Origin of the sequence: Sphingomonas sp. DC1600-2 (assembly GCF_049897605.1) — a bacterium.
Taxonomy (GTDB): Bacteria; Pseudomonadota; Alphaproteobacteria; order Sphingomonadales; family Sphingomonadaceae; genus Sphingomonas.
The window spans coordinates 152,965-165,083 of sequence record NZ_JAFCWO010000003.1 but is presented as its reverse complement, the minus strand read 5'-3'; the positions used below and the strand labels follow the sequence as shown (position 1 = coordinate 165,083).

The window sequence follows — 12,119 nt, the reverse complement described above, 5'->3', positions numbered from 1 at the left end:
ACGCCTGCGCTTGCTGCGTGACGATGTTCGCGCGGTTCTAGTGGTTGTAGAAATTGTAATTGCCGTCGATCCGGATGCCCTTGAAATCGGGCTTGAGAACGAAGTTCACCACGCCTGCAACCGCGTCCGAGCCATAGACCGACGAGGCACCGCCGGTCAGCACATCGACGCGATCGATCAGCGAGACCGGGATAATCCCCGCATCCTCACCATTCTGCGTACCCAAACGCTTGCCGTCGATCAGCACCAGCGTGCGCTCAAAGCCGAGGCTGCGCAGCTTGATGCGCTGGCGACCGTCTGAATCCTGGTAATTTTGCTGGCTGTCAGGCGCGATCTGCGGGAGGCGGTTCAGCACCTCTTCGATATTGGTTGGCGACTGCGCCTTGATGTCCTGCGCGGTCACCGTGGTGATCGGCGCGGCCGATGCGATGTTCGGACGCAAAATGCGCGTCCCGGTTACCAGAATATCGCCGTCTGCGGGCGTCGTATCGGCTGCATCCGGTTTCGAGACGTGATCGTCGGCGGTGGCCTGTTGCGCCATCGCAGGCGCGGCGAAAGCCAGCGCCGCGCCCAGCGCAGCAAAGGATACGGAGTGACCGAGCATCATGAAAAATTTCCCCTAATTACACATGCCGCCCGCGTTTTGCGTTACGGCACCGTGACAAGAGGTTCTATTCAAATTGGCAAACCGTCAATACCTAATTGATACCACACCAAACCTATTTTGACATTTTATGCGCCCATGTCATGATCGTACATAAAGAATGAACCGGGGTGACCATGACCAGTAGAAGATCCTTGCTCGCCATGATGGGCGTTGCCGCCGGCGCATTGCCCGCCGCCAAAGCTTTGGCCGACATAACGTCCGGCCCTGCCGCGCAAATTGTCTCCACTTGGGACTTTGGCGCGGCCGCAAACGACGCTGCTTTTGCGAAGCTGGCCAGCGGCGGATCGTTGCTCGACGCGGTGGAAGCCGGGGCGATGGTGCCTGAAGCGGACCCAAACAACCATTCGGTCGGCTATAGCGGCTATCCGGATCGTGACGGGCACGTCACGCTCGACGCGGTCATCATGGACGATACGGGCCGGGTCGGCGCGGTCGCCGCGCTCGAAGATACCATGCATGCGATTTCGGTCGCGCGCCGCGTGATGGAAAAGACCCCGCACACGCTTTTGGTCGGCGAAGGCGCGACCCGCTTCGCCAAGGATCAGGGCTTTCCTTATTGTAAATTGCTGACCCCCGAATCGGAAAAGGCGTGGCGCGAATGGCTCAAGACCGCGCATTACCAACCCGAGGCGAATAGCGAGAACCGTACCACCCGCACGCCCGGCGGCGCACTCGACCATGACACGATCGGGCTGCTCGCGCGCGACGCCAGCGGGCGGCTCGCCGGTGCCTGCACAACCTCCGGCATGGCGTTCAAGATGCGCGGCCGCGTCGGCGATTCGCCGCAGGTCGGCAGCGGCCTGTTCGTCGAAGCGGGCGTTGGCGGCGCGACGTCGACCGGATTGGGCGAGGAGGTGACGCGCATTGCGGGCACGGCGCGCGTGATCGCGTCGATGCGCGCTGGACGCTCCCCGCAGGAGGCGTGCGAGGAGGTGGTGAAGCATATTGCCAAGCTTCGCGGCGACGCCATTCGCGGCGTACAGGTCGGGTTCCTTGCGCTCGATCCGCACGGCAATGTCGGCGCGTTCTGCCTGTTGCCGGGCTTCACCTATGCCGTCACCGACATGGCAGGGCGTACGGTGGTACATAAAGGAGCGTCGCTATTCCAGGCGTGACCACAACCGGCAGAATGCTCGAAGTCTGCGTCGAAACGATTGCGGGACTGGAGGCGGCGGTTCGCGGCGGAGCCGACCGGATCGAGATGTGCGCGGCGCTGTCGGTCGGCGGGCTGACCCCGCCGGGTTCGCTGATCCGCGCGGCAGCTGCAGTGCCTCTGCCCGTGCATCTGCTGGCGCGGCCCCGCGCGGGCGGCTTTATCCATGATGCCGCCGAGCAAGCGCTGATTGCCGACGACATTCGCGCCGCCGCCGAGGCCGGGCTTGCCGGTGTCGTGATCGGCGCGAGCGCCGCCGACCGGCAGCTCGATACCGCTGCGCTCGCGCGCTGGATCGAGCATGCCCGAACGCTCGGGCAGCAACGCGGTGCGCCGCTATCGCTCACCTTGCACCGCGCGTTCGATCTGGTGCCCGATCCGCTCGCCGCGCTCGAGCAGGCGGTGGCCTTGGGGTTCGATCGCATCCTGACCTCGGGCGGGCAGCCGCGCGCGATCGACGGTGTGGCAACGCTCGCCGCCTTGCACAGGCAGGCGGCGGGGCGGATCATCATCCTCGCGGGCAGCGGCGTGACGGTCGAGACCGCGCCCGCCTTGTTGGCGACCGGCATTGCCGAACTCCACGCATCCTGCCGCGCCACGCGCGAGATCGCGCCGGATGTTCCGGAACGCCGCTTCGGCTTCATCGCGGCGCAGGACGGTGATACCGATGCCGATCGCGTCGCGGCGCTCGCGCAACTGGTGCATTTTGCAGCTTGAGTAATACCAATATAAAACCTATCCCGGTTGAGATAGCAATCGGACCAGCCATGCACGATACCATATCCACGACCGTTTCGCCTGTTTCGGGCCCGACGTTGATGTTCCAGGAAGCGGCCGAGGCCGGTGCCGCCGTCGCCCGCATGCTCGCCGCGAATGGGTCAGCCTTTGCCGCGCTCGGCGCGAAGCTGCGCGCCGCCCCGCCCGCCGTTATCGTGACCTGCGCACGCGGATCGTCCGATCATGCCGCCACCTATGGCAAATATCTGATCGAGACGCGCACGGGCATTCCGGTGGCGTCGGCCGCACCGTCGGTCGCCTCCGTCTATGCCGCGCCCGCCGTGCAGGGCCATGCGCTGTGCATCGCTATCTCGCAAAGCGGGCGCAGCCCTGACTTGCTTGCCACTGTGGCGGCGCAAAAGGCGGCGGGCGCGCATGTCGTCGCCCTGGTCAACGACGCCACCTCCCCGCTCGCCGAAACCGCCGATACGGTGATCGCGCTGTCAGCCGGGGTCGAGCGGTCGGTCGCTGCGACCAAATCCTACATCGCGTCGTTAGCCGCGCTTGCCGCCTTGGTGGCGGAGTGGACCGAGGACGACACGCTGCGCCGCGCCGTAGCGGGCTTGCCCGATGCGCTCGCACGGTCCTGGGCGCTGGACTGGAGCGGCGTCGGCGCGAGCCTGCAGGAGGCGACCAACCTGTTCGTCATTGGGCGCGGGCTTGGCCTCGCGGTCGCGCAGGAAGCGGCGTTGAAGCTAAAGGAAACCTGCGGGCTTCATGCTGAAGCCTTCAGCTCGGCCGAGGTGCGCCACGGCCCGATGGCAATTGTCGGTAGCGGCTTTCCGATCGTCGCCTTCGCCACCTCCGATGTCATCGGCGATGACGTCCGCGCGGTTGCGGCGGACTTTGCCGCGCGCGGTGCGCGTGTCAGCCTGGCCGACGCACGTGTCGATGGGGCGGGTGACCCGCCCGCGCTCACCGCCGACCCCGCAATCGAGCCGATCCTGATGATCCAGAGCTTCTATCGCATGGCCGATGCGCTTTCTCTCGCGCGCGGGTACAATCCCGATGCGCCGAGCCATCTCAGCAAGGTTACCCGCACGCTATGACGTCTTATGCTTTCGTAAACGGCAATATCGTCACGCCGCGCGGGATCCTGTCCGCTGCGACGATCGACGTCGAGGGCGGCGTCATCGTCGCGATCATGGAGCGCGCCAGCGCCGGGGCGATCGATCTTGATGGTGGATGGCTGATGCCCGGCTTCATCGACACCCAGGTCAATGGCGGCGGCGGCGTGCTGTTCAACGACGAACCGACCGTCGACGGGATTGCCGCGATCGGTGCGGCGCATCGGCCTTATGGCACCACTGCCTTCCTGCCGACGCTGATCAGCGATTCGGCATTGGTCATCGGCGAGGCGCTGGAAGCGACCGACGCCGCGATCGCGGCGGGCGTACCGGGCGTCGTCGGCGTCCATATCGAAGGCCCGGTGATCAACGTCGCGCGCAAAGGCATTCACGATGCCGCGCGCTTCGTAACGCTCGACGATACGCTGATGGCGTTGCTGATGCGGCCACGTCGCGGTCGCGTGATGGTCACGATTGCGCCCGAACTGGTGCCCGCCGACCGTATCGCGGCGTTGGCACGCGCCGACGTGCTCGTCAGCCTCGGTCATAGCAACGCGACCTATGCCGAAGCGACGGCGGGGTTCGCCGCCGGCGTGACCGGGGTCACCCATTTGTTCAACGCCATGTCGCCGCTCATTCAGCGCGCGCCCGGCGCGGTTGGCGCGGCACTGGACAACCAGTCGGTCTATTGCGGGCTGATCGTCGATGGCTTCCATGTCGACGATGCCGCACTGCGCATCGCGCTGCGCGCGCGCCCGGCGGATCGTATGATGCTGGTCACCGACGCGATGCCGTGCGTCAACACCGCCGAGACCACCTTCCTGCTGCAAGGCCGCCCGATCCATGTCGAGGGTGGCCGGTGCATCGGGGCCGACGGCACGCTGGCCGGGTCGGATCTCGACATGGCACGCGCGGTGCGCAACACCATTACCCGGCTCGGCATCGCGCCCGAGCGCGCAGCGGCGATGGCGGCGACCCATCCGGCCGCCTTCCTCGGCCTGTCGCGGGATCGCGGGGTGATCGCACCAGGCAAGCGCGCCGACTGGGTACAGCTCGACGCCGCCTTCCACCCGACCGCTACCATTGTTGGCGGAGACCTTGCGGCGACGGCGCGGTCCGAGCCCGTTCCTGCCTGACCTCGCGCGCCCTGCGCGTCCCTGCCCCGTTTGAGGAGAAACCATGGCGTCGATCGTGCTGTCCGCACCGTTACAAGGCTGGGTCACTGCGCTGGACGATGTCCCCGATGCGGTGTTTGCCGGGCGGATGCTGGGCGACGGGCTGGCGATCGATCCGACGGGCGACTGCCTCTATGCGCCTTGCGCCGGGCGCATCGTCAGCGTGCAGTCGACCGGCCATGCGCTGACGATCGAAGCTGAAAACGGCGCGCAAATCCTGATCCACCTCGGCATCGATACCGTCGGGCTGGGCGGGCGCGGCTTCACCCCGCATGTGCGCGCCGGGGACCGAGTCGCTACGGGCGACGCACTGATCGACTTCGATCTCGATCTGCTGGTGCGTGAAGCCCCTGCCGTGATCACGCCGATCTTGCTCGTCGAGAGCGAGGGCTATCAGATTACCAACCGTGCGAGCGTTGGCCCGATCCTCGTCGGTGCACCGCTGATGATGGTGCACGAAGTCGCTTCGGCTGAGGGCACGACGGGCGAATCCGCCGACATCGATGCGGCCACCGAAAGCCGCATACTGCGCATCGACCTGCCCCACGGCATCCACGCCCGCCCGGCCGCCCGCATTGCCGCCTGCGCCCGCGCCTTCGGTGCCTCGATTACGATCGGCAAGGACGCGCGCACTGCATCGGCGCTCAGCCCGACCGGGCTACTTGCACTCGGCATTGGGCATGGCGACACGATCACGCTGGCCGCGCAGGGCAGCGACGGCACCGCTGCGCTCGATGCGCTGGTCGCGCTGATCTCCGGCGGCATGGACGAAGCGCCCGCGCCTGCCGCGCCGCCACCGATCGCGCCGCGTAATGCCGATGTGCCCGAAGGCGCACTTGTCGGCGTGACGGCGGCCCCCGGTCTTGCGATCGGCCCAGTGCGGCATCACCGCGCGATCGACCCCGAAGTGTTGCCGATGGGCAGCGGCGTGGCGCAAGAACAAGCCGCCTTCACCGCCGCTCATGCCGCGCTTGCGGCCGAGATGACACGTCAGGCCGCCACGGCACACGGCCCGACGCGTGCTATTTTGGAGGCCCACGCCGCGTTGCTGGACGACCCGGCCCTGATCGACGCGACTCGCGCCGGAATTGCGCGCGGCGAGAGCGCTGGCTTTGCCTGGCGCGCGGCAATCCGCCCGCAAGCCGATGCGCTGCGCGCCGGGGGCGACACGCATCTCGCCGAACGCGCCGACGATCTGCGCGATCTCGAACGCCAGTTGCTCGCGCACCTTTTGGGAGTAGCGACGAGCACGCAGCTTTACCCAGCAGGCACGATCCTGATTGCCGAAGACCTGATGCCGTCCGATCTGATCGGCTCGGCCGAGGGCCTGGCCGGCCTGTGCATCGCCAAGGGTGGTCCGACCTCGCATGTCGCGATCCTCGCTGCCTCCATGGGCTTACCTGCGCTGGTCGCGATCGGCCCCGACGTGCTGGATATCGCCGACGACACCCGCGTCATTCTCGATGCGAGCAACGGCCTGCTCCACACCGCCCCCTCCGCCACCCAGCTGGCGGAAGCCGAGGCGGCGCAAGCCAAGGCCGCCGCACGCCGCGCGAGCGCGCTCGCGCGGGCGGGCACCCCCTGCCACACCGCCGACGGCACGCGCATCGAAGTCGTCGCCAATCTCGGTTCCGCTGCCGAAGCCGCCCCTGCCGTAGCCAATGGTGCCGAGGGCTGCGGCTTGCTGCGTACCGAATTCCTGTTCCTCGAACGCGACACCGCGCCATCGGTCGCCGAACAGGCCGCCGAATATCAGGCAATCGCCGATGCGCTGGAAGGTCGCCCGCTGATCGTGCGCCTACTCGACATTGGCGGCGACAAACCCGCCCCCTATCTGCCGATCGCGGGCGAGGAAAATCCGGCACTGGGCCTGCGCGGCATCCGCGTCGGCCTGGCCCACCCCGCCTTGCTCGAAGAGCAACTGCGCGCGATCCTCAGCGTACAGCCCACCGGCCAATGCAAGATCATGCTGCCGATGGTCGCCCAGATCGAGGAATTGCGCCGGGTGCGCGCGCTGCTCGACCGGCTGTGCGCAGAGCTCGGCATAACCACGGCGGTGCAGCTCGGCATCATGGTCGAAACCCCCGCCGCCGCCGTCACCGCCGATCTGCTGGCGCGCGAGGCCGATTTCCTGTCGGTCGGCACCAATGACCTGACGCAATATACGCTGGCGATGGACCGCGCCAATCCGGCAGTCGCAAGCGCGCTCGACGGCCTCCACCCCGCCGTGCTGCGGCTGATCGGTGAGACCTGTCGCGGCGGTGCCGCGCACGGTCGCTGGACCGGCGTGTGCGGCGGTCTCGCCTCCGATCCGCTCGCCGTGCCGATCCTGCTCGGGCTCGGCGTCACCGAATTGTCGACTGCGCCGGTGATGGTGCCGACGATCAAGGCGCTGGTGTCGGACGTCACGCTCGCGGCCTGCCGGGATCATGCCGCCGCCGCGCTCGCCTGCACCTCCGCCGCCGAGGTGCGCGCCCTCGCCCGAAGCTTCGCGACCAAGGAGATGTCGGCATGAAATCGATCCTGGGGGCGCTCCAGCCGCTCGGCCGCGCGCTGATGCTGCCGATCGCGGTACTGCCGATCGCAGGGCTGCTGATGCGGCTCGGCCAGCCCGATCTCATCCCCGGCGGCCTGCCCTTTATCGGCGCGGCGGGGCAAGCGATCTTCGACCATCTCGGCTTGCTGTTCGCGATCGGTGTCGCCACCGGCTTCGCGCGCGATGGCAATGGCGCGGCGTGCCTCGCCGGTGTCACCTGCTTCCTGGTCACGACCGAAGCCGGCAAGACGCTGCTGACCGTCCCCCCCGAAGCGATCGCAGGCTTTACCGGCCCCTCGGTCGACCTGGCGACAGCGGCGTGGAAAGCCAAGGTCATGGCGCGGCTCGACGTGCCGATCGGCATTCTGTCGGGGCTGGTCGGCGGCCTGTTCTACAATCGCTTCTCGGCGATCAAGCTGCCCGAATATCTCGCTTTCTTCGGCGGTCGCCGCTTCGTGCCGATCGTCAGCGGTCTGGCCGGCCTCGCGCTCGCGCTCGTCGTCGGGCTTGGCTTCCAGTCGATCAGCAATGGCATCGATGCACTGAGCACCGCGGCGACCAGCGCAGGCGCGCCGGGGCTGTTCGTGTTCGGCCTGCTCAACCGGCTGCTGCTGGTGACCGGGCTGCACCACATCCTCAACAACGTCGCCTGGTTCGTCGTCGGCGACTGGCACGGCACCACCGGCGATCTGCGCCGTTTCTTCGCGGGGGATCCCAGCGCCGGAAGCTTCATGGCCGGGTTCTTCCCGGTGATGATGTTCGGCCTGCCCGCCGCTTGCCTCGCCATGTACCACGCCGCCGCACCCGATCGGCGCAAGGCGGTCGGCGGGATGCTGTTCAGCCTCGCGCTCACGTCCGCGCTCACCGGCGTCACCGAGCCGATCGAATTCAGCTTCATGTTCCTGGCACCGGTGCTGTTCGGCATCCATGCCGCGCTCACCGGCCTGTCGATGGCGCTGATGGACCTGCTCGGCGTCAAGCTCGGCTTCGGCTTTTCCGCCGGTTTGTTCGATTACGTGCTGAACTACGGCAAGGCGACGCGCCCGCTGCTGCTGCTGCCGGTCGGCGCGGTCTATTTCCTGCTCTATTACGGCATCTTCCGTTTCTTCATCAAACGGATGGACTTGCCGACCCCCGGCCGTGAGCCGCTCAGCGACACCCCTGCGACATCCTCCCCAGTCGTCGCAGGCGGGCGTGGTGCGGCCTTTGCGCAGGCGCTTGGCGGCGGGGGCAATCTCACCACCGTCGGTGCCTGCACGACGCGGCTGCGGCTGGTGGTGCGCGATCAGGCGCTGGTCGATGACGCCGCGCTCAAGGCACTCGGCGCGCGCGGCATCATCCGCCCCTCGGCGACCGCGCTGCAAGTCGTGCTGGGGCCGATCGCCGATGTCGTCTCGGTCGAGATCCGCGATGCGCTGGCGCTGGGCGGCGGTGCTGTCACCGCACCGGTCGCCGCCACGCCGACCGCTGAGCCCACGCTAACCCTCGCCGCGCCCCTGCTCGCGGCGCTGGGCGGCGCGGACAATATTGCAGACAGCGCGCGCTATTTCGGGCGGCTGCGGATCACGCTGCGCGACGTGGCCAAGGCTGACCAAGCGGCGCTCGACGCGCTCAACCTGCACGCGGTCGCACGCCCCGCACCGGGCCTGCTGCATCTGCTCGGCGACGAAACCACGCTCGGCCGGCTGATCACCGCCTGAGCCACCGGCCCGACGCGCGCTACCCGTTCGTTTCGAGCGTAGTCGAGAAACAGCCACAAGCGCTGTGCCAGGTTTCTCGACTTCGCTCGAAACGAACGGGGGAAGGTAATCCTACCCCGCCGCCAGCGTAACCGGCCCCAAAATCCCCGACTCCGCGCCGGCATCCGCCTCGATCAACAGCGCGATCCGGCGCGCGCCCGCCCCGGCGGGCACGCGCGCGGTCAACGGCCCCGCTGCGCCATCGGCCTTGTCCGCGAGGCGCTGCCCATCGACCCACAGTTCCGCACGCCCGCCGATCGCGGCAAAGCGGAGCATCCCGCCCCCCGCCGCCACCGCGCGCCACGGCGTGATCGCCGCGCGATAGACGCGCCAGCGCCCACCCGTTTCGACCGGCGTCGGCGTCCCGCTGCGCACGAACGCCCAGCTATTGTTATCGCCGTCGCTCGGCGCAAGATCGGGCGAGGGCCGCGCGTCGAACGCCGCCGAGCGCCGCCACTGCGCGATGCGCTGCTGCGGCGAGATCGCTGGAACCTGGCCGGGCGGATCGATCGCCAGCCGGTCGATCGTCAGCCGCGCCGGGGCCAGGCCGTCCGCCTGCGCCGTCATCACGATCCGCCCACGCCCGGTCTCCGCGCGCACGATAACTTGCGCCAGGCCATTGAACAACGAGCGCGCGCCATGGTCGGGCGGCGATTGCTCAGGCTCATGGCTGTTGGGGTCGCCATTGCCGAGCCCGATGATCGCCGCGCCCGCGACCGTGAAGCGCACCGGCAGATTGGCGGTCGGCACGTGCCGCCCCTTTGCATCGACCGCATCGACCGTCACCGGCTGCACATCCTCGCCATCGCCCGCCATCACGCTGCGCGCAGGCGTCAGGCGCAGCGCAACCGGTCGCCCCGCCGTCTCCTGCACCGCGCGCGCGACGATCCGCCCGCCGCGCCGCGCGACGGCCTCGATCCGGCCCGGCGCATAGGGCACTTTCCAACTGTTCCCCAGGAACCGATCGACCGCTTGCGTGCCCAACTCGCGCCCGTTCAGGCTGAGCGTCACCTGTTCGGCATTGCTCATCACCACGACATCGATGCCGTGCCCCTCACGCCCCGGCCACGTCCAATGCGGCGCGAGGCTCAGGACCGGCGCATCGTCGATCCATTGCGCGCTGCGCAGGCCGAAGGCGGTCTTCGGGAAACCGCACAGGTCCAGAATGCCGAAGAAGCTCGAGATCGTCGGCCATTCATACGGCGTCGGCTCGCCATGATAATCGAAGCCGGTCCATACGAACCCGCCAGCCACGAACGGCCGGTCGGCGATCATCTTCCAGCTCGGCCCGTGCGGTGCCCCCCAGCCCGCTGCTTCGCGGTCATAGGACGTCGCGATATGCGCCTTGGGGTCGCTCTCGAATGCGCCGCGCGTCTGATACGCGCTGGTGTCCTCGGTGCTGATGATCGGCTTGGTCGGAACCAGCCGATGATAGACGTCATATTGGTCCTGATAATAATTGAACCCGGTGACATCGACTTCGGTCGAGGTGTTGACCGGATCGTTGAACGCGCCGTTCATCGCGACCGTCACTGGCCGCGCGTCATCGAGCCGCTTCAGCACCGCCACCATCCGCCGCGTCATTTCGACGCCTTGCGGTGTCGATTTCAGCGGTTCCTCGTTCCACAGCGTCCAGATGATCACGCTGGGGTGGTTGCGGTCGCGCCGCACCAGCCATTCGAGCTGGGCCATATAGTCGGGCGATGGGTTGAAATGGCGGTTCTCGTCCATCACCAGCAACCCCATCCGGTCGCAATAGTCGAGCAGTTCGGCGGTCGGCGCGTTGGACGACATGCGCACCGCGTTGCAGCCCATCGCCTTCAGCCGCTGCAGCCGCCAATAGAGCAAGGCATCGGGCATGGCGGTGCCGACCCCGGCGTGATCCTGATGGATACACACCCCTTTGATCTTCACCGGCCGCTCATTGAGGAAAAAGCCGCGCTCGGCATCGAAGCGGATCGTGCGGAAGCCGATCGGGATCTGCCGCACATCCACCACGCCCCCGTCGCGCAGCACCTGCACGCGCAGCGTGTAGAGCGTCGGCGTTTCCACCGACCACAACCGCGCATCGCCAATGTCGAGCGTCAGCCTGGCGTCGGCCTGCTCCAGCACCGGCACCGTCGCCGCAACGCTCGCGCGCTCGACCGCATGGCCCTCGGGGTCGAACAGCGTCGCTTCGACCGTCACCGTCGCTGCGGCGCGCTCGCTATTGGCCAGCGTCGCGACGACGGGCACCTGCCAGCGGCCCGCGACATCGCGACGCGGATCGCAATAGACGCCATCGCTGATGATCGCGACCGGCGCGCGCCGCACCAGCCAGGCGTGGCGATACAGCCCCGCCCCTTCATACCACCAGCCTTCCCAGGCACTGGCATCGACCCGGATCGCGATGACATTGGGTTCGTCGCCAAAGGTCGCAAACGGCGTGATGTCGGCATAGACGCTGGCATAACCCGACCAGCTATGCGCGACGACGCTGCCATTCACCCAGATCGTCGCATTGGTGGCGATGCCGTCGAAATGCAGCTCGATCGTCTTGCCGCGATCGGCGGGATCGAGCAGCAGCGTGCGGCGATACCAGCCGATCCCGCGCGGTCGATAGCCTTGCGAGATGTTCGCGCTCTCGACGAAGGGCTGCGCCGCCGCCCAATCATGCGGCACGCGCACTGCCGCCCAGTCGCTATCGTCATACAGCACCGCCGCCGCACCGATCGCATTCCCGGCCATCGCGGAAAGATAGGTCTCGGCATGGCCCGCCGGTGCGGGTGCTGCGATATCGCCTTCATGAAAGCGCCAGCCAAGCTCGAGCAGCGTCCGCGCCGGGTCCTGGCGGACGGGCCGCGGCGGCAGGCTGTTTTCGGGGCGCGGCATCGGAAACCCATCGGCGGTTTGCGGCGCGGTGGCGGCGACGGCCGGAACGGCGCGCAAGGCACCCGCGCCCGCGCTGGCGAGCAGAAGCTGGCGACGGTTCATAACAACACTCCGGGGAGGAAAGGTCTGCGCGC

8 protein-coding genes are annotated in these 12,119 nt (G+C 67.8%); 6 read left to right on the top strand and 2 right to left on the bottom strand.

Translation table 11 applies throughout. The features are described from left to right. Nucleotides 1-37: 37 nt before the first annotated feature. Nucleotides 38-607, bottom strand: coding sequence for a TonB-dependent receptor plug domain-containing protein (locus ACP7BL_RS07500; protein ID WP_426257996.1), 570 nt, complete (start codon nucleotides 605-607; stop codon nucleotides 38-40). Nucleotides 608-780: 173 nt separating this feature from the next. On the opposite strand from ACP7BL_RS07500, the gene ACP7BL_RS07495 reads away from it, so the two are divergent. Genes ACP7BL_RS07495 through nagE form a run of 6 tightly spaced genes read left to right on the top strand, consistent with a single transcriptional unit; the run spans nucleotide 781 to nucleotide 9,075 of the window. Beyond that, nucleotides 781-1,782, top strand: coding sequence for a N(4)-(beta-N-acetylglucosaminyl)-L-asparaginase (locus tag ACP7BL_RS07495; protein ID WP_033966337.1), 1,002 nt, complete (start codon nucleotides 781-783; stop codon nucleotides 1,780-1,782). After that, nucleotides 1,779-2,537 (top strand): copper homeostasis protein CutC, encoded by a 759-nt coding sequence (locus ACP7BL_RS07490; protein WP_426257995.1) that lies wholly within the window; start codon nucleotides 1,779-1,781, stop codon nucleotides 2,535-2,537. Before ACP7BL_RS07495 ends, ACP7BL_RS07490 begins: the two co-directional genes overlap by 4 nt. Before the next feature lie 50 nt (nucleotides 2,538-2,587). After that, nucleotides 2,588-3,646: an SIS domain-containing protein gene (locus ACP7BL_RS07485; protein WP_426257994.1), complete on the top strand. Its 1,059-nt coding sequence runs from the start codon at nucleotides 2,588-2,590 to the stop codon at nucleotides 3,644-3,646. Then, the gene (gene nagA / locus ACP7BL_RS07480) at nucleotides 3,643-4,800 is read left to right on the top strand and encodes an N-acetylglucosamine-6-phosphate deacetylase (protein WP_426257993.1); all 1,158 of its coding nucleotides are present in this window, start codon (nucleotides 3,643-3,645) and stop codon (nucleotides 4,798-4,800) included. The genes ACP7BL_RS07485 and nagA overlap by 4 nt, the downstream gene beginning before the upstream one ends. 43 nt (nucleotides 4,801-4,843) lie before the next feature. Further along, the gene (ptsP, locus tag ACP7BL_RS07475; RefSeq protein ID WP_137902683.1) at nucleotides 4,844-7,354 is read left to right on the top strand and encodes a phosphoenolpyruvate--protein phosphotransferase; all 2,511 of its coding nucleotides are present in this window, start codon (nucleotides 4,844-4,846) and stop codon (nucleotides 7,352-7,354) included. Beyond that, the gene (gene nagE, locus ACP7BL_RS07470; RefSeq protein WP_137902684.1) at nucleotides 7,351-9,075 is read left to right on the top strand and encodes an N-acetylglucosamine-specific PTS transporter subunit IIBC; all 1,725 of its coding nucleotides are present in this window, start codon (nucleotides 7,351-7,353) and stop codon (nucleotides 9,073-9,075) included. The genes ptsP and nagE overlap by 4 nt, the downstream gene beginning before the upstream one ends. 111 nt (nucleotides 9,076-9,186) lie before the next feature. Here the strand turns inward: nagE and galA are convergent, their stop codons facing one another. Then, nucleotides 9,187-12,087: a beta-galactosidase GalA gene (galA, locus tag ACP7BL_RS07465; RefSeq protein WP_426257992.1), complete on the bottom strand. Its 2,901-nt coding sequence runs from the start codon at nucleotides 12,085-12,087 to the stop codon at nucleotides 9,187-9,189. Nucleotides 12,088-12,119 lie beyond the last annotated feature (32 nt).